The 17384-nt window shown below is 65.5% G+C and carries 14 protein-coding genes and 1 pseudogene; 13 read left to right on the forward strand and 2 right to left on the reverse strand.

What is annotated here, in order from left to right; translation table 11 throughout:
* Positions 1–51 precede the first annotated feature (51 nt).
* From L6D89_RS14015 to L6D89_RS14050, 8 genes and pseudogenes are all read left to right on the forward strand, one after another.
* Positions 52–924, forward strand: a complete 873-nt coding sequence (locus L6D89_RS14015) for an ABC transporter permease (protein WP_236200145.1) — start codon at positions 52–54, stop codon at positions 922–924.
* The gene (locus L6D89_RS14020; protein WP_024762784.1) at positions 917–1720 is read left to right on the forward strand and encodes an ABC transporter permease; all 804 of its coding nucleotides are present in this window, start codon (positions 917–919) and stop codon (positions 1718–1720) included. Before L6D89_RS14015 ends, L6D89_RS14020 begins: the two co-directional genes overlap by 8 nt.
* Positions 1713–2711: pseudogene (locus L6D89_RS14025) on the forward strand (ABC transporter ATP-binding protein); the annotation flags it as partial. The gene L6D89_RS14020 and the pseudogene L6D89_RS14025, both read left to right, overlap by 8 nt.
* 58 nt (positions 2712–2769) lie before the next feature.
* Entirely contained in the window at positions 2770–4023 is a 1254-nt protein-coding gene (locus L6D89_RS14030) for a glycosyltransferase (protein ID WP_236200146.1), read from the forward strand.
* Positions 4016–4396 carry a cupin domain-containing protein gene (locus tag L6D89_RS14035; protein WP_236200147.1) on the forward strand — a complete coding sequence of 127 codons (381 nt, stop codon included), beginning with the start codon at positions 4016–4018 and terminating at the stop codon, positions 4394–4396. Before L6D89_RS14030 ends, L6D89_RS14035 begins: the two co-directional genes overlap by 8 nt.
* A gap of 265 nt (positions 4397–4661) precedes the next feature.
* Positions 4662–5006: a cupin domain-containing protein gene (locus tag L6D89_RS14040; protein ID WP_017519228.1), complete on the forward strand. Its 345-nt coding sequence runs from the start codon at positions 4662–4664 to the stop codon at positions 5004–5006.
* 4 nt (positions 5007–5010) lie between these two features.
* The gene (locus tag L6D89_RS14045; RefSeq protein ID WP_236200148.1) at positions 5011–6063 is read left to right on the forward strand and encodes an aminoglycoside phosphotransferase family protein; all 1053 of its coding nucleotides are present in this window, start codon (positions 5011–5013) and stop codon (positions 6061–6063) included.
* Positions 6060–7562, forward strand: a complete 1503-nt coding sequence (locus L6D89_RS14050) for an aldehyde dehydrogenase family protein (RefSeq protein WP_236200149.1) — start codon at positions 6060–6062, stop codon at positions 7560–7562. Before L6D89_RS14045 ends, L6D89_RS14050 begins: the two co-directional genes overlap by 4 nt.
* A 7-nt stretch (positions 7563–7569) precedes the next feature.
* Here the strand turns inward: L6D89_RS14050 and L6D89_RS14055 are convergent, their stop codons facing one another.
* Together L6D89_RS14055 and L6D89_RS14060 are read right to left on the reverse strand one after the other, a co-directional pair.
* Positions 7570–8166 (reverse strand): GNAT family N-acetyltransferase, encoded by a 597-nt coding sequence (locus L6D89_RS14055; protein WP_236200150.1) that lies wholly within the window; start codon positions 8164–8166, stop codon positions 7570–7572.
* A 435-nt stretch (positions 8167–8601) separates the two neighbouring features.
* The gene (locus L6D89_RS14060) at positions 8602–9924 is read right to left on the reverse strand and encodes a CapA family protein (protein ID WP_236200151.1); all 1323 of its coding nucleotides are present in this window, start codon (positions 9922–9924) and stop codon (positions 8602–8604) included.
* 283 nt (positions 9925–10207) lie between these two features.
* Here L6D89_RS14060 and L6D89_RS14065 point away from each other — a divergent pair, with 283 nt between their 5' ends.
* The 5 genes from L6D89_RS14065 to L6D89_RS14085 all read left to right on the forward strand — a co-directional run bounded on the left by L6D89_RS14065 (position 10208) and on the right by L6D89_RS14085 (position 17337).
* Positions 10208–12061, forward strand: coding sequence for a DUF1302 domain-containing protein (locus L6D89_RS14065; protein ID WP_236200152.1), 1854 nt, complete (start codon positions 10208–10210; stop codon positions 12059–12061).
* A gap of 40 nt (positions 12062–12101) precedes the next feature.
* Positions 12102–13460: a DUF1329 domain-containing protein gene (locus L6D89_RS14070; RefSeq protein ID WP_236200153.1), complete on the forward strand. Its 1359-nt coding sequence runs from the start codon at positions 12102–12104 to the stop codon at positions 13458–13460.
* 388 nt (positions 13461–13848) lie between these two features.
* Positions 13849–14754 (forward strand): LysR family transcriptional regulator, encoded by a 906-nt coding sequence (locus tag L6D89_RS14075; RefSeq protein WP_236173488.1) that lies wholly within the window; start codon positions 13849–13851, stop codon positions 14752–14754.
* A gap of 106 nt (positions 14755–14860) precedes the next feature.
* On the forward strand, positions 14861–16066 hold the full coding sequence (locus L6D89_RS14080) for a M20 aminoacylase family protein (RefSeq protein ID WP_236200154.1): 1206 nt from the start codon (positions 14861–14863) through the stop codon (positions 16064–16066).
* Complete coding sequence (locus L6D89_RS14085) at positions 16063–17337, forward strand: MFS transporter (RefSeq protein ID WP_236200155.1); 1275 nt, start codon at positions 16063–16065, stop codon at positions 17335–17337. Before L6D89_RS14080 ends, L6D89_RS14085 begins: the two co-directional genes overlap by 4 nt.
* The last annotated feature ends 47 nt before the right edge of the window (positions 17338–17384 follow it).

Here is a 17384-nt window from a genome sequence, read left to right on the forward strand (position 1 = left end):
AGACAACCACCCTGAAGCACCCCGCCTGGCGTGGGGTTGGGGGAACTACACATGACCGCTTTATCCGCCGACCGCAAATTGTCGGCCTGGCTGCTCGCGCCCGGTCTGGGCTGGCTGGCCCTGTTCCTGTTGCTGCCGTGCCTGCTGGTGCTGGTCTACAGCTTTCTCGAGCGCGGTGCCTATGGTGGCATCGACTATGTGTTCACCTGGGAAAACTACCGTCGCGCGGTCGACCCGCTGTACCTCGACATTCTTCTGCGCTCGGCGAAGATCGCCGGTCTTGCCATGCTCTTCGCGGTGCTCATCGGCTACCCGGCGGCCTACGCCATCACCCGCACCACGCCGCGCCGGCAGGCGGTGTACCTGTTCCTGGTGATGCTGCCGTTCTGGAGCAACTACCTGATCCGCACCTACGCCTGGATCGTCCTGCTCAACCGCGAAGGCCTGCTCAACCGCCTGTTCAGCCTGCTGGGCTACAGCGGCGAGCCGATCAACCTGTTGTACACCGACGCCACCGTGGTACTGGGGCTGGTCTACAACTACATCCCCTTCGTCATCCTCGCCATCTACAGCTCGCTGTCGCGCATCGACAACGAACTATGGGAAGCCTCGCGCGACCTCGGCGCGTCCGGTTGGACCACCTTCCGCCGGGTGATCCTGCCGCTGTCGGTGCCCGGTGTGGCGGCCGGCGCGGTGTTCGTCTTCGTCCTGTCCATCGGCAACTTCATCACCGCCGACCTGCTGGGCGGCAAGCAGGTGCAGATGGTCGGCAACCTGATCTACGCGCAGTTCCTCACCGCGCGGGACTGGCCGTTCGGCGCGGCGCTGAGCTTCTTCCTGATCGGCATCATGCTGCTGCTGTTGTTCATCCAGGCCATGGTCTCGCGCCGGGCCCAGGGCGCGGAGGGCGAACGCCATGCGTAATCCGTCCGGCATCGCCCTCGGCACGCACCTGTGGCTGGTGTACGCCTTCCTCTATGTACCGATCCTGGTGCTGATCCTGCTGTCGTTCAACGCCAGCGGCCTGCCCACCGCGTGGGGCGGCGCATCGCTGAAGTGGTACGCCAAGCTGCTGGCCAATGCCTCGATCCAGCACGCGGCGCTGAACACCCTGATCGTCGCACTGACCTCCACCTTTATCGCCTGCGTGCTTGGCACCTTGCTTGCGCTGGGCGTGGAGATGCGCGCGCGCAGCAGCGGCAAGAAAGGCAGCAACATTGCCGACACCCTGCTGATGGCGCCGATGATCATCCCCGACATCGTCCTGGCCATCGCGCTGCTGAGCTTCTTCAACCTGCTGAAGATGAGCCTGGGGCTGCACTCGATCATCCTCAGCCACGTGGTGTTCAACATCGCCTTCGTCTGCGCGGTGGTGCGCACGCGCCTCAAGCACTTCGACTATTCGATCCTCGAAGCGTCCATCGACCTCGGTGCCGGCTGGTTCACCACCGCGCGCCGCGTGCTGCTGCCGGCGATCTTCCCCGGCGTACTGGCCGGCGGGCTGCTGGCGTTCACCCTGTCGGTGGACGAATTCATCATCGCCTTCTTTAACTCCGGCTCCGGCAGTGCCTCCACCACGCTGCCGATGCAGATCTACTCGATGATCCGCTTCGGTGTGACCCCGGAAATCAACGCCCTCGCCACCCTGGTGATGCTGGTCAGCTTCACCGCGCTGTTCGCCTCCCAACGTCTGAACAAGGTGCCCAAAGCCCATGACTAAGTCTTCCGACCTGCTGGTGCTGGACCAGGTCAGCAAATCCTATGGCGAGGGCCTGACGGCGGTGGACCAGGTGTCGCTGGCGATCCGCGAGAACGAGTTCTTCGCTCTGCTCGGCCCGTCTGGCTGCGGCAAGACCACGCTGATGCGGATGATCGCCGGCTTCGAGACGCCCAGCTCCGGCGCCATCTACCTGGGCGGCCAGGACATCTCGCCGCTACCGCCGAACAAGCGCCCGCTGAACCTGATGTTCCAGTCCTACGCGCTGTTCCCCAACATGACCGTGCGCAACAACATCGCCTACGGCCTGGAGATGGAGAAGCTGCCCGCCGGCGAGATCCGCCAGCGCGTGGATGCAGTGCTGGAAACTGCGCAGCTCGGCGCGCTGGCCAACCGTCGCCCGGACCAACTCTCCGGCGGCCAGCGCCAGCGTGTCGCCCTGGCCCGCGCGCTGGTCAAGCGCCCGCGCGTGCTGCTGCTGGACGAACCGCTCGGCGCGCTGGACAAGAAGCTACGCGAGAAGATGCAGCTGGAACTCAAGCGCCTGCAGCACGAGAGCGGCATCACTTTCATCATGGTCACCCACGACCAGGAAGAAGCCCTGGTGATGTCCGACCGCATGGCCGTGCTGCGTGACGGCAAGGTCTGCCAGTGCGGCAGCCCCAGCGAACTCTACGAGAACCCGGGCAGCCGTTTCGTCGCCGATTTCATCGGCGTCAGCAACCTGATCGAGGGTCGTCGCCTGGGCACCAATCGCCTGCAGGCGGGCGACCAGGTGCTGAATATCGAGACTACCGCCGAGTCCAGCCCCGAAAGCGTGACCCTGGCGCTGCGCCCGGAACGCCTGCGGGTGCTCACCGACGCCACGCCGGCCACCGACAACCAGATCCATGGCGAGGTGGCGGAGGTCGCCTACCACGGCCTGGACACCAACCTGCACGTGAACACGGCGCTGTCCAGCAAGCCGCTGATCGTCCGCGTGCCGTCCTCGGACTACGACTTCTTGCGCCTGGCCGCCGGCATGCCGGTGCGCCTGGGCTGGGATGCGCGGCATGGCCCTGAACTCCGTGGGTATTGCCCAGGCCTGCGAGGCGCTGGGGCACAAGGCGGTGTTCCTCACCGATCCGGGGATGACCGGGGTGTACTCGGCCTACGGCTTCGAGGAGCACTACGTGAACATGTCCGAGCCGATGCCGGCGGAGGAGATGGCGCGCTACTGGACCGATTTCATCAACGGCCACATCCCGAACTTCCGCAAGGCGCCGATCGACCAGCTCGACAACTACGTGAAGGAGTGCTGGGAGGCCATCGTCTCCACCTCCAAGTGGGCGCAGAAGGAGCTGCCGGCGATCCTCGACAAGATCAAGCCGGACCTGATCTGCGTGGACAACGTGATCCTCTTCCCGGCCATCAAGCATTACGGCAAGCCGTGGGTGCGGATCATCTCCTGTTCGGAGAACGAAGTGCACGACCCGGACATCCCGCCGTACCTGTCGGGCATGAGCGTGGAAGACAAGGAGGGCCACGCGCGCTTCCAGAAACGCTTCGAGGAAGTGATCGCGCCGATTCACGCCGACTTCAACGACTTCCTCGCCGAGTGCGGCGAGCGGCCGTACCCGCTGGGCACCTTCTTCGAGGAGTCGCCCTACATGAACCTGCTGCTCTATCCGGACCCGGTGAAGTTCCAGCGCCGCCATGCGCTGCCGGCGCGGCAGTTCCACTACCTGCAGGGCTGCGTGCGCAGCGACAAGCCCTACGAGATTCCGCAGTTCAAGGCGCACAACGACAAGCCGCTGCTCTACGTCAGCTTCGGCAGCCTGGGCTCGGGCGACGTCGACCTGCTCAAGCGCCTGGTCACCACCATCGGCAAGTTGCCGTACCGCGCGCTGTTCAATGTCGGCGAGCACGTGGAGAAGTACACCGACCTGCCGGACAACGTGATCGTCTCCAACTGGTACCCGCAGCCCTCGGTGATCGCCCAGGTCGACGGGGTGATCCACCACGGCGGCAACAACAGCTTCACCGAGTGCCTGTTCTTCGGCAAACCGGCGATCGTCATGCCCTACGTCTGGGACGGCCACGACAATGCCATGCGTGCCCAGGAGAGTGGTCATGGCCTGCGCATGGACCGCTACGACTGGAGCGAGGAAGACCTGGCGCGCAACATCGCTCAACTGTTGGGCGACGAGTTGATGCAGGGGCGACTGGCGCGTACCAGCGACTACATGCGCTCGCGCAAGGGGCCGGAAGATGCCGCACGGATTCTCGACCAGCTCGTCCAGGGCAAGGCGGTGAACCATGCCTGAGTTCAAGGGCTCCTTCTTCAATGGAGCGGCCAGTGCGCCGCACATCCGCGGCGCACGTGACTACGACGACCTGGTGGACTGGGGCGTGCAGTCCGACGCCCTCGAAGGTGTCTCGCACTCCAGCGGCCGCCTGCTGTTCAAGGGTCCGAACAACAGCCCCGAGACCGGCCTGTGGGTCTGCACCCCCGGCCGCTGGCGGCTGTCGATCCCGCGCGACGAGCTCTGCCACTTCGTGTCTGGCCGGGCCACTTACCGCTCGGACGAAGGCGAGGTGACCGAGGTCGAGCCCGACACCCTGGTGCTGTTCCCCGCCGGCTGGACTGGCGAGTGCACCGTGCACACCACGCTGCGCAACCTCTACATGCTGGCCTGAACCCGTAGGGCGCATAACGCCCCAAGCGTTATCTGCCCTCGAGATTTGCGCCGAACCCATCGGCGGATAACCGCAAGCGGCTATTCGCCCTACGCCATAGCCGGCCGCCTGTGCAGGCGGCCACCGCAGTTCGTAGGGCGCATAACGCCTCAAGCGTTATCCGCCATCGACCTTGCGCCGAACCTGTCGGCGGATAACCGCAAGCGGTTATTCGCCCTACGCCTTAACCGGCCGCCCGAGAGGGTGGCCATTGTTGGAGAAAGACATGAAGACCCCCGTTATTCATCGCCCGCTGCAAGTCACCGAACTCAAGGACTGGGGCGTGATCCCGACCATGCTCGAGGGCGAGTCCCACGTCAGTGGCGTGGTCCTGCACAAGGGCCCCGAAGGCCAGTCCGAATGCGGCATCTGGCACTGCACGCCGGGCAAGTGGTTCTGCCATGTGACCAGCGACGAGTTCTGCCACTTCCTCGAAGGCCGCTGCACCTACGTGCACGAGTCCGGCGAGGTAATCGAGATCGAGCCGGACACTGCGGCCTTCTTCCCCAAGGACTGGAAGGGCGTGTGCACCGTGCACGAGACCATCAAGAAGGTCTACATGATCCGGTGATGCCATGAACCTGCCTTGCGAAACCACCCGCGCCGCCGCCCGCGAGACCTTCCTCGCCGGTAGCGGCCTGGCCGCCGCGCCAATCACGGCGCTGCCGGCGGATGCCTCGGCGCGGCGCTATTTCCGCGTCGACGGCAAGGGCCTGCTGCTGATGGATTCGCCGCCCGGCGCCGAGCCGCTGGCGCCGTACCTGCGGGTGGCGCAGTTGCTGCGCGACTGCGGGCTTTCGGCGCCGAATGTGCTGGCTGCCGACCGCGAGCTGGGCCTGGCGCTGATCGAGGACTTCGGCGACGCCACCTACACCCGGTTGTTGGCCGCCGGCCACGACGAGGTGGCGCTGTATCGCATCGCCGTGGAAGCCCTGGTGCGCCTGCACCGCGCCGGCCCCCAGGGCGCGGAAGGCGTGCCGGCGTATGACGGGCAGAAGCTGGCTGACGAGGCTGCCCTGTTCATCGACTGGTATGCACCGCTGCTGGTGGGCGAGACGTCCGCTGCGCAGATACGCGAGCGTTATCTGGCGGAATTCGCCGCACTCTGGCGCGCTGTGTCCCTGCGCCGGGAGGTGCTGGTTCTGCGCGACTACCACGTCGACAACCTGATGCTGCTGGAGGGCAGGGCGGGTGTCGCGGCATGTGGGCTGCTGGATTTCCAGGACGCCCTGTTCGGTGCACCAGCCTACGACCTCATGTCCCTGCTCGAAGACGCGCGCCGCGACATTCCCGAAACACTGCGCGTGACCCTGCTCAGCCAATACCTCAGCCAGCGCCCGGAAGTGGACGGCCGGCGCTTCATGGCTGATTTCCAGGTGCTCGCCGCGCAGCGCCACGCCAAGGTGCTGGGCATCTTCGTGCGCCTGGCGAAGCGCGATGGCAAGCACGGCTACCTCAAGCACCTGCCACGCGTCCTGCGGCTGTTCCAGCGCGCGCTCGACAGCGAGCAACTGCGCCCGCTGGCAGCGCTGCTCGACGCCCATCTGCCGAATTGGCGCCAGCCGCTGGAGAGCGACGTGATCGCCCAGCGCCTGGCTTCTTCCGAATCCCTGCGGAGCATTCCATGACCGACTTCCTCAGCGACGTGCCCCTGCGTTTCATCGGCCCGCACTACCAAAGTGTGGCCACGCAGCGCCGGCGCGACATCTTCAACCCCGCCGACCTCACGCCCGTGGGCCAGATTGCCCTGTGCGATGCGGAGGACGTGGACGCCGCCATCGATGCCGCCAACGCCGCCCAGCGCGAGTGGAAGCGCGTCGACGCGAAATCCCGCGCGGCGATCCTGCACCAGTTGGCCAATGCCATCGAGACCGACCAGGCGACCCAGCGCGAAGTGGCGCGGCTGATGACGCTGGAGATGGGCAAGCCGTTCCCCGAGGCCATGGGCGAGTTGGCCAACTGCGCGCCGATCTTCCGCTACTACGCCGAGATGGCCCGCGATGAAGCGGGCAAGGTGGCCGGCACCACCCAGCTCGGCTCGTTCCAGCATGTGCGCTACGAGCCCTATGGCGTCAGCGTGCACATCATGCCGTTCAACTTCCCGATCCTGCTGATGTGCTGGACCCTGGCCGCTTCACTGTCCGCAGGCAACGCCTGCATCGTCAAGCCGGCGGAAAGCACCACGCTGTGCACGCTGAAATTCATGGAGCACTTCAAGGTGCTGCCAGCCGGGATGGTCAGTTGCGTACCGGGTGATGCCGGCACCGCACAACGCCTGGTGCAGTCCGAACGCACCCACGCCGTGGCCTTTACCGGTAGCGTCGCCGCCGGCAAGGCCGTCGCCGTGGCCTGCGCCGAACGGATGAAACCGGCGGTGATCGAGGCAGGCGGCAGCGACCCGATGATCATCTCCCGCCATGCGCCACTGGAAGTCGCGGCGGCCGGCGCAGTGACCGCCGCCTTCCACCTGAGCGGGCAGATCTGCACCTCGGCCGAGCGCTTCTATGTGGTCGACGAAGTGCATGATGAGTTTGTCGCCCGCTTCGCCGAACGCACCCGTGCGCTGCGTATAGGCCATGGCCTGGAGCGCTCCGAGATCGGCCCGATGGTCAGCGAGGCGGCGCGCGCCAAGGTCATCCGCCTGGTGGACGACGCCATCGCCAAGGGTGCCACGCTGGTCTGCGGCGGGCGCATCCCGGCGCAATTCCCGGTGGGCTGGTACTACGAGCCGACCATCCTCACCGACGTCACCCCGGCCATGGCGATCTTCCACGAGGAATGCTTCGGCCCGGTGGCGGCGATCTGCAAGGTGAAGGACTTCGACGAGGCCGTGCGCCTGGCCAACGACTCGCCCTTCGGCCTGGGCGCCTCGCTGTTCTCCACTGACCTGGCCGAAGCCATGGAAGCGGCGGACCGCCTGGAGGCGGGCATGGTCTGGGTGAACAACCCGCTGATCGACAACGATGCGCTGCCGTTTGGCGGCTGGAAGATGTCCGGCATGGGCCGCGAACTGGGCCGTCAGGGCCTGGATGCGTTCCGCCGCTCGAAGATGGTGATCATCGATCACCAGCCGCAGATCCACTCCTGGTGGTATCCGTACAGCGACGAGGTGTTCTACCAGGGCTGAGTGGCTCTCAGGTCGGGGCGCGGCCCAGCCTTTGCTGCAGCCGCGCCTTCACCTCGGGCCATTCGCTGTCGATGATGCTGAAGCGCACCGAGTTGCGCTTGCGGCCGTCGGGCATGATGCGTTCGTGGCGGACGATGCCTTCCTGCACGGCGCCCAGGCGCAGGATGGCGGCGCGGGACTTCTCGTTCAGCTCGTCGGTGGTGAACTGCACGCGCACGCAGTCGAGTTGCTCGAAGGCGTAGCTGAGCAGCAGGAGCTTGGCCTCGGTGTTGATCGGCGTGCGCTGCGCCGACAGGGCGAGCCAGGTGTGGCCGATTTCCAGCTTGCGGTTGGCGCGGTCGACCTTCCATAAACGGGTGCTGCCGACGATCTGGTCGGTGCGCCGGTCGAGGATGGCGAAGGGCAGGACGGTGCCTTCCTCCAGGCCCTTTCCGGCCTTGGCGAGGTAACTGTCCACGGTGTCCGGGCCGGGCACGACCGTGACCTTGAGGTTCCACAGTTCGCCGTCGGTGGCTGCGGCGAGCAGTGCGTCGCGGTGTTCCGCGCGCAGGGGAATGAGTTCGACGTGCTGGCCGATGAGGTGGGGGCAGGTGAGGGCGGGCATTTTCCTGGGCTCTGCGTGGAACGAGCCCAAAGCGTACCGGATGCGGGAGGCTTTTCGTAGGAGCGAAGTTTCGCCGCGAAGCTTTTGGGTTTTCGTGTTTCTGCGCCGCTTCGGTGCGTGCGGATGTATTGGGTTTCGCCCCCTCGGGCGAGTCACTTCTTCCAAACGCCGAAGAAGTAACCAAGAAGGCTTGCCCCTCCATCCGGTTTTTCGCTTAGGCGAAAAATTCCCTCGTTGAAAGGGGCGGTCCGGAGCGTGCGGACGTTTCTCTGGAAGTCCAAATAGCCAGAGCCAGAGCCGGGATTGCGATGGAGAACGTCGTAGTTATTGCTGGAGTAGGAGCGAGCTTGCTCGCGAACCGCACGGCAGAGACTCATCGGCGAAGAGCTGTTCGCGAGCAAGCTCGCTCCTACAAGTGGAAGTGCGCGACGGCGATCAGAGCGCCACGCGAGCGACGTTCCCCTCCAGCACCAGGCGCGTACCGTAGGGCTCCGACAGCGCGGCGAAGCGCTGCAGGATCGCCTGTGCGTGCTCGCCTTCGGCCAGGCGCGGGCGGCCACGGCGGTGGACCGCCTCGCCCAGGCCCAGGCTTACCGGATGCAGCTCGATGCCGGTCAGACGGCGGCCATCGAACTGGCAGACCGGCACCAGGCTTTCCCAGAAGCGCGCATCGGACGGGAAGCTGCGGGTGTCGTTCTGCGTGCGTTGCAGGAAGACCTTCGACGGCGTCTGGTTGCGCTCCACGCGGAACTGCTCGTAGCTGTCCGCCGGCAGGCGCTCCACCAGCTCGTTCTGGCCGATGAAGTTGCCCAGGCTGTAGAAGATCGGTTTGCCGTTGTAGATCTCCATGCCGCGCAGCAGGTGCGGGCCGTGGCCGACCACGATGTCGACGCCGGCGTCGATCATCCGCCGAGCGACCGGCTGGATGAACTCGGCGGCGGCCTCCAGGTTCCACTCGCCGGTGGCGTCGTGGCCCAGCTCGTGGGCGTGGATGCTTAGTACCACGATGTCGGACAGCGTGCGTGCCTCTTCGACCCAGCGCAGGATATCGTCCATGTCCTTCTTGCGTGGCAGGGTGCGCAGGCGCGAACTCTCGCCCTGGCGGAACAGCAGCGGGGTGAAGGGACCGAATACCGCCAGCGCCGGGTCGGGAATCGGGTGGGCGAAGCCCAGGTCGACCGCGCCCTGGTAAAGGCGGTCGAGCCCCAGGCTGGCGATGATCCCGCGCATGGCTTCCATCTGCGTGCCGTCCAGCTGGTGCACGGTGTCGTAGCGCAGCGGGTTGAGGCCGGGGCGGCCGGGCATGTCGCGGGTCTGCTCGCTGGCCTCCTGGCCCTTGCCGAAGGTGGAGGTACAGGCCAGCAGCGAGACGGTGCCGGCAGGCTTGGTGCAGTACACCGGGCGGCGCGCTTCCTCGAGGTTGCGGCCGGTGCCGGCGAACAGCAGTTCGCGTTTTTCCAGCTGCGCGTGGGCGGCGTGCAGGCCGGCAATGCCGTAGTCCAGGCTGTGGTTGTTGGCGGTGGAGAACAGGTCGAAGCCTCCGTCCACCAGCTCATCGAGAATCCACGACGGCGCGCCGAAGTGCGAGCCGCCGCTTTCCAGCACTGCGTCGCCCTGGAAGTCGTTGGGCAGTACTTCCAGGTTGGTGAAGCTGACATCGGCGCCGCGCAGCAGGTCGAACAGCGGGCGCAGGGTTTCATCGTCGCGGCTGTTCAGGCGGCGCTGCAGGATGCTGTCGCCGGTCAACGCAATCTTCATGGTCCACCTCAGGGTTGGGGAGTCGCTGATGGCGGCGGACTTTAGGCCAATGCGCGGCGGCGGTCGGCTGAATCCTGGGTATCGCGATAGCTACTGGTTATCACCCGCGAAACCTCACGGGCTGCTGGTCGAAGGCGTTTCGATTCTGGCTATGGGCATCACTTTTTTTCAGCAGTCAGCTTTGTGACAGCGCTCTTACCATGCGACCGCCTCCCGGCTTGAGAACCGGGACGCAGGAGTGGCACGGCTTGCCGTGACCAGCACGTTCCAGGCGGAGAGCAGCATGAAAAAAACAATAACCGGCGCCGCAGGCTTCAGGCCGCACGCGCTGGCGCTGGCAACCAGCATGGCCCTTGGCGGGGCATCTTCGGCTCAGGCAGTGAGCTTCAACGTGGGGGAAATCGAGGGGCGCTTCGACTCGACCCTGTCCATCGGCGCGAGCTGGGCAATGGACAGCCCGGACAAGAAGTTCATCGGCTCGCGCAACGGCGGTACGGCCTCCAGCCAGACCTCCGATGATGGCCGGCTGAACTTCAAGAAGGGCGAAACCTTCTCCAAGATCTTCAAGGGCCTGCACGACCTGGAGCTGAAGTACGGCGACAGCGGCCTGTTCCTGCGTGGCAAGTACTGGTACGACTTCGAACTGAAGGATGAACACCGCCCGCTCTACGACATCGACGACAACGGCCGCGACATGGCGGCGCGTTCCTCCGGTGCGCAGCTGCTCGATGCCTTCATCTACCACAACTACGACTTTCGCGACCTGCCCGGCACCGTGCGCCTGGGCCGCCAGGTGGTGAGCTGGGGTGAGAGCACCTTCATCCAGAACGGCATCAACTCGATCAACCCGGTGGACGTCGCCGCGCTGCGCCGGCCGGGTTCCGAGGTGAAGGAAGCGCTGATCCCGGTGAGCATGCTGTATTTCAACCAGGGGCTGACCGATACCCTGTCCATGGAAGCCTTCTACCAGCTCGAATGGGAGAAGACCGTGCCGGACAACTGCGGCACCTTCTTCGGCAGCGACGTGGCCGCCAAGGGCTGCGACATCAACATGGCGGTGAACGGCAGCGACTTCGACCGCGATATCGATGGCACCGGCGTCAAGGGCGGCTACGGCTACGTGCCGCGCACCGGCGACCACGATGCCCGCGATGGCGGCCAGTTCGGCGTGGCGCTGCGCTGGATGGTCAACGACACCGAGTTCTCCGCCTACGCGATGAACTACCACAGCCGCACGCCGACCAGTAACTGGGTGGTGGGCAAGGGCGCGCTGGCCGACCCGGTGGGCGGCCTGATCGGCCAGGGCGGGCGCAGCACCGCCAGTTGGTACCTGGATTATCCGGAAGACATCCGCCTCTACGGCCTGGGCTTCAACACCACCTGGGGCAGCACCGCGGTGCAGGGCGAGATCAGCTACCGGCCGAACATGCCCATGGGCATCAACTCCAGCGACGTTTCCGGCGCCGCAACGCTGGGTTCGGCTTCCACCAGCGCCATGGTCAACGCCGGTTTGCCGATCTTCGCCAGCGGCTGGGCGGATTCGAGCTACGGCTCGCTGATCCAGGGTTACAAGCGCATGCCCTATACCCAGGCGCAGATGACCTTCACCAACACCTTCGACCAGATCCCGGTGATCGCTGCCGAGCGCCTGACCCTGGTCGGCGAGATCGGCTTCGGCCATATCGGCGACCTGGGTTCCACCGATGGTTCCGACCTGCGCTTCGGGCGCAGCAGCGTGTACGGCAACGGCGAACTGGCCAGCGCCGGCAGCTCGTCGCTGCTGGGCCTGTCGGGCAACGCGCTGTGCGAGAAAGTGGTGAATACCGCCAACCCTGGGCAGTGCAACGACAAGGGCTTCTACAGCCAGAACTCCTGGGGTTATCGCCTGCGCGCGGGCCTGGAATACAACGACCTGATCGGCGGCATCTCGCTGCGCCCGAACCTGGCCTTCTCCCACGACGTGGAGGGTTACGGGCCGACCTTCAACGAGGGCGACAAGTCGGTGAGCGTCGGCGTCGATGCCGAGTACCTCAGCCGCTACACCGCGAGCATCAGTTACACCGACTACTTCGGCGGCGATTACAACGTCAACACCGACCGCGACTTCCTCGCCGTCAGCCTGGGCGTCAGCTTCTGACGCCCGTCAGTCTCTTCGATACAGAGCCAGAGGTATCAGCATGAACAACAAGCAATGGTTGCAGGCCGGCTGCCTGACCCTGGGCCTGCTTGCCGGGCCAGTGATGGCCGCGGTGGGCGCCGACCAGGCCGCGCGCCTGGGCAATCAACTCACCCCCATCGGTGCGGAGAAATCCGCCAATGCCGATGGCAGCATCCCGGCCTGGACCGGCGGCCTGGCGCCGAACGCCGGCAAGGTCGATGCCGGCGGTTTCCTCGCCGACCCTTACGCCGCCGACCAGCCGCTGTTCACCATCACCGCGCAGACCGCCAGCCAGTACAAGGAGAAGCTGACGCCTGGCCAACTGGCGATGTTCCAGCGCTTCCCCGAGACCTATCGCATCCCGGTCTACCCGAGCCACCGCAGCGCGAGCTATCCGCAAACGGTGCTTGATGCGGCGAAGAAGAACGCCACTGCAACCTCGCTGGCCGAGGGCGGCAACGGGCTGAACAACTTCACCATGACCATCCCGTTCCCGATCCCGCAGAACGGCCTGGAGGTGATCTGGAACCACGTCACCCGCTACCGCAGCAACGCCATGCTGCGCACCACCGCGCAGATGAACCCGCAGACCAATGGCGACTACACCATCAGCTACATGAAGGAGCAGTTCGCCTTTCCGTTCGGGCTCAAGGACTACGATCCGGCGAAGATGGACAACATCCTCTACTACTTCCGCCAGGAAATCCTCTCGCCGCCGCGCCGTGCGGGCAGCGTGATGCTGGTGCTGGAGACCATCGACCAGGTCAGGGAACCGCGCATGGCCTGGATGTACAACGCCGGCCAGCGCCGCGTGCGTCGCGCTCCGCAAGTGGGCTACGACAGCCCCGGCGCGGAAGGCATGCGCACCTACGACGACTTCGACATGTTCAATGGCGCGCCGGATCGCTATGACTGGAAGCTGGTGGGCAAGCAGGAGCTGTACATCCCCTACAACAGCTTCAAGCTCGACTCGCCGGCGCTGAAGTATGACGACATCGTCAAGCCCGGCCACCTGAACCCGGACCACACCCGCTACGAGCTGCACCGCGTCTGGCACGTGGTGGCGACCCTGAAACCGGGCCAGCGCCACATCTACAGCAAGCGCGACCTGTACATCGACGAGGACAGCTGGCAGATCGCCGAGGCCGATGCCTATGACGGTCGCGGCAATCTCTGGCGTGTCTCCGAAGGCCATGCACGGCCGTTCTACGACCAGCAGTTCACCTGGCTGACGGCGGAAACCCACTATGACGTGCTGTCCGGCCGCTACACGGTGTCCGGCCTGCGCAACGAGGAGAAGAGCAGCTACGACTTCGCGGTGAAGTCCAGCAGCAACGACTTCACCCCCAACGCCTTGCGCGCTACCGGCATCCGCTGACGGCGGGCTGTACTGGCGCTCACCGGCGCTCCTTGTGTTGACTCAGCGGCCTTCGGGCCGCTTTTTTTCGTTCGCCATTATCCCGGACTGACTCGTAGGGCGAATAACCTGGAACAGGTTATCCGCCACTCCCCAATGGCGGATAACGCTGGCGCGTTATGCGCCCTACGAACTGACCCCTGCGCAATTTGTAGGATGGGTGGAGCGCAGCGATACCCATGCTGCCGGCGCAACGGATCGATGGGTATCGCTGCGCTCCACGCCATCCTACGAAAAGCACGCTACGCGACCCGTCGGTCTGCGTCCGTTTACCAACCGTTACTCACGCCGGCCTCGATTTTGCTTTATGTTCCGACCTGTTACCGATCTGCGAGCCGTCGTCCACGCCATGAAGTTGCATCAACTCCGCGCCATCGTCGCCATCTGCGAGAGCGGCAGTATCCAGGAAGCTTCGCGCCTGCTGCATATCTCCCAGCCAGCCCTGTCCAAGAGCATCAAGGAGCTGGAGGCCGAGCTGGGCGTACCGTTGCTGGTGCGTTCCAACCGCGGTATCACCGCTACCGAGTACGGCGAACGCCTGGTGCGCCGCGCTCGTCTGGTGGTGGAGGAAGTACGCCGCGCGCGGGACGAAATCGAGACACTGAAGGGCGCCATGGACGGCCGCGTGGCGATCGGCGTGTCACCGGTGACCCCGAGCCAGCAATTCGCTGCCAGCCTGCTGCGTTACCGCAAGCGCTACCCCAAGGTGCAACTGCAGATCAACGAGCTGCGCCCGGCCAAGCTGCTCGAAGGCCTGCGCGAAGGCCAGCTGGACCTGGTGCTGACCTCGCAGCCGTCTTCGCGCAACGTCGACGGCTTCCACTGGCAGGAGCTCTACGCCCAGCCCACCACGCTGGCGGTGCGCAAGGGTCATCCGCTGCGTAACGCGCGCTCATTGCATGAACTGCTCGACGAGGAGTGGCTGGTGCCCGATTCGCTCGACGTTTCCCTCGCCGGGCAGATGTTCGAGCAGTATCAGGTGCGCCATCCCGAGCGCGTCATCGAGTGTGCCTCGGTGGTGCTCTATGCGGAACTGGCGGCCAATACCGATGCGGTGAGTTTCTGGTCGCGGCGGGTGTTCGATCTGCCTATCGTGTCCAGCACCCTGGAAGCACTGGACATCGCCGAAACCGTGCCGGGCACCGACATTTCCCTGGTCTGCCGGCCGCCGGAGCTGATGACCCGCGAGGCGCAGACGCTGGTGGACGAACTGGTCTATGCCTTCAAGGGCCCGCACCTGCGCAAGGGTGAATGACGGTCATCGATAACCAGCTTCGATAAGCATGCGCGAACGTCATTATTCAGCGTCGCGCCCGTGGGGCATCCTGCCGGCCACAGCAGAACAATGAGCAGGATGCGGCATGAGTCAGCACCCCACGATAGAAAGGCTTGCGGCAAGCACCGAGGATTTCGCGCGGATTCGCCGGGACCTTCACCAGCACCCCGAACTGGGCTTCGAAGAGGCGCGCACCAGCGCCATCGTCGCCGGCTACCTGCGCGAATGGGGCTATGAAGTCCACGAGGGCGTTGGCGGCACCGGCGTGGTCGGTGTGCTGCGCCAGGGCAGCAGCGCCCGCAGCATCGGCATTCGCGCCGACATGGACGCACTGCCCATCGATGAGGCCAGCGGCGTTTCCTACGCCAGCCAGCACGCCGGGCGCATGCATGCCTGCGGCCACGACGGGCATACCGCGATCCTGCTCTGTGCCGCCCGTGAACTGGCTGCATCGCGCAATTTCGACGGCACCCTCAACCTGATCTTCCAGCCCGCCGAGGAAACCCTGGGCGGCGCCGTGGCGATGATGGATGACGGCCTGTTCGAGCGCTTCCCCTGCGATGCGGTCTACGCGCTGCACAATGCGCCGGGCCTGCCGGTGGGCTGCTTCCTGACCCGCGAGGGCGCGCTCACCGCATCGTCCGATCGGGTGTCGATCCGCCTGGTCGGTGTCGGCGGGCACGGCGCCATGCCGCACCTGACCAAAGACCCGATCGTTGCCGCCGCCGAACTGGTGCTGGCGCTGCAGAGCATCGTCGCGCGCAACGTGCCGTCCACCGAAGTCGCCGTGGTGAGCGTGGGCATGCTCAAGGCGGGGGAGGCGGCCAACGTGATTCCCGACCATGCCGACCTGCGCCTGAGCGTGCGTGCCACCCGGCCTGAAGTACGCGAGCTGCTCAAGCGGCGCATCGGCGAAATCACCCGTGGCGTTGCCGCCGTGCACGGCATGGAGCTGCAGTACGAATACGAGGAGCTGGTGCCGGTACTGGTCAACACGCCGGAAGAAACTCGCCTTGCACGCCAGGTGCTGACCGAGCTGGTCGGCCCGCAACGCCTGTTGTCGGAAGTGCCTTCGGGCTTCCTCGGCAGCGAGGATTTCGCCTGGATGCTGGAGCGCCGTCCCGGCTGCTATATCGCCCTGGGCAATGGCGACAGCGGTCCCAGTGGCTGCATGGTGCACAACCCCGGTTATGACTTCAACGACGCAGCCATTCCCTTCGGCGCGGCCCTCTGGGTGCAGCTTGTGGAAGCGAGCCTGTGCACGTCCCCCCGCAGTGGAGCCCCGGCATGAATCGTCGCAACGCCGTGCTCCTGCTGCTGATGCTGATGATGGTCATCAGCGTGCTGGACAAGACCATCTTCGCCTTTGCCGGTGCGCAGATCATCGACGAGCTGAAGCTCTCGCCGACTGAGTTTGGCTTCATCGGCAGTGCCTTCTTCTTTCTCTATTCCATTTCCGGCGTACTGGTGGGCTTTCTCGCCAACCGCTTCCCGGCGCGCTGGATTCTCGCCGGCATGTCCGTGGTGTGGATGGCCTCGCAACTGCTGGTGGCGCTGTCCAGCGGATTTGCCGCACTGGTTGCCGGGCGCCTGCTGCTGGGGGCCGGCACCGGGCCGGGCACTGCGGTCACCCAGCACGCCTGCTTCAAATGGTTCGGCCCGAAGGAGCGCGTGCTGCCTTCGGCGCTGATCCAGGTGTCGATCATGCTCGGCGCCGTGCTCGGCGCGCTGAGCCTGCCGCTGGCGATCCAGCACTTCGGCTGGCGCACCGCGTATTTCCTGCTGGCGCTGCTCGGTCTGGTCTGGCTGGTGGTCTGGCTGATCTTCGGCCGCGAAGGGCAGCAGACCGAGGAAGAGGGGCCGGGATCGACGCTGCGCCTGCCCTACAGCCGGCTGCTGCTCAACCGCAGTTTCGTCTGGATCACCCTGATGGGCTTTCTCAGCTACCTGCCCACTGCGCTGGTGTACAGCTGGGTACCGGTGTACCTGCAGAAGGGGCAGGGCATGACGCCCATGCAGTCGGGCTATACGGTCATGGTGGTGACGGTCGGGGTGATCCTCGCCAACCTGCTGCTGTCGACGCTGTCGCAGCGGGCAATGCAGCGCGGCGCTTCGGTGCAGCGCGCCATGGTGCTGCCGCCGATGGCTTGCGCGGCGGTCGCGGGTGTCGCCTTCTGCGCACTGACCCTGCTGCATGGTGATCGCCTGGCGATCCTGGTGCTCTACGCTCTGGGCGCGATCCTGGTGAATGTCCTGCCGACCTTCTGCAACACCCTGGTCGCGTATATCGCGCCGAGTGCGCAGCGTGGTTCGATGCTGGCCATCCATATCGGTGGAATGACCAGCGCCGGCATGCTCGCGCCGTGGATCGTCGGCCAACTGGTCGAACTGCGCGGTGGCGACATCGCCCATGGCTTCGAGACGGCGCTGGGCTTGTTCGGCGTGCTCACCGTGGTCTGCGCCATCCTTGGCTGCCGGATCATCGCCCCCGAGCGCACCCGCCAGTCCCTGCAGGGCGAGCACAGCGAAGCCCCGCTGCCGGGCGCCGTCAGCCACGCCTGAGTTTCCACGGAGGGCCCGTGCGTCGGGCCCGTTTCCCCTGACTTGAA

The organism is Pseudomonas pseudonitroreducens, from assembly GCF_021603645.1.
GTDB lineage: Bacteria > Pseudomonadota > Gammaproteobacteria > Pseudomonadales > Pseudomonadaceae > Pseudomonas > Pseudomonas pseudonitroreducens.

What these genes read in the sequence shown, in the direction of transcription:
- L6D89_RS14015 (WP_236200145.1), top strand. Translation starts at nt 52, where the DNA reads ATGACCGCTTTATCCGCCGACCGCAAATTGTCGGCCTGGCTGCTCGCG.
- L6D89_RS14020 (WP_024762784.1), top strand. Translation starts at nt 917, where the DNA reads ATGCGTAATCCGTCCGGCATCGCCCTCGGCACGCACCTGTGGCTGGTG.
- L6D89_RS14030 (WP_236200146.1), top strand. Translation starts at nt 2,770, where the DNA reads ATGGCCCTGAACTCCGTGGGTATTGCCCAGGCCTGCGAGGCGCTGGGG.
- L6D89_RS14035 (WP_236200147.1), top strand. Translation starts at nt 4,016, where the DNA reads ATGCCTGAGTTCAAGGGCTCCTTCTTCAATGGAGCGGCCAGTGCGCCG.
- L6D89_RS14040 (WP_017519228.1), top strand. Translation starts at nt 4,662, where the DNA reads ATGAAGACCCCCGTTATTCATCGCCCGCTGCAAGTCACCGAACTCAAG.
- L6D89_RS14045 (WP_236200148.1), top strand. Translation starts at nt 5,011, where the DNA reads ATGAACCTGCCTTGCGAAACCACCCGCGCCGCCGCCCGCGAGACCTTC.
- L6D89_RS14050 (WP_236200149.1), top strand. Translation starts at nt 6,060, where the DNA reads ATGACCGACTTCCTCAGCGACGTGCCCCTGCGTTTCATCGGCCCGCAC.
- L6D89_RS14055 (WP_236200150.1), bottom strand. Translation starts at nt 8,166, where the DNA reads ATGCCCGCCCTCACCTGCCCCCACCTCATCGGCCAGCACGTCGAACTC.
- L6D89_RS14060 (WP_236200151.1), bottom strand. Translation starts at nt 9,924, where the DNA reads ATGAAGATTGCGTTGACCGGCGACAGCATCCTGCAGCGCCGCCTGAAC.
- L6D89_RS14065 (WP_236200152.1), top strand. Translation starts at nt 10,208, where the DNA reads ATGAAAAAAACAATAACCGGCGCCGCAGGCTTCAGGCCGCACGCGCTG.
- L6D89_RS14070 (WP_236200153.1), top strand. Translation starts at nt 12,102, where the DNA reads ATGAACAACAAGCAATGGTTGCAGGCCGGCTGCCTGACCCTGGGCCTG.
- L6D89_RS14075 (WP_236173488.1), top strand. Translation starts at nt 13,849, where the DNA reads ATGAAGTTGCATCAACTCCGCGCCATCGTCGCCATCTGCGAGAGCGGC.
- L6D89_RS14080 (WP_236200154.1), top strand. Translation starts at nt 14,861, where the DNA reads ATGAGTCAGCACCCCACGATAGAAAGGCTTGCGGCAAGCACCGAGGAT.
- L6D89_RS14085 (WP_236200155.1), top strand. Translation starts at nt 16,063, where the DNA reads ATGAATCGTCGCAACGCCGTGCTCCTGCTGCTGATGCTGATGATGGTC.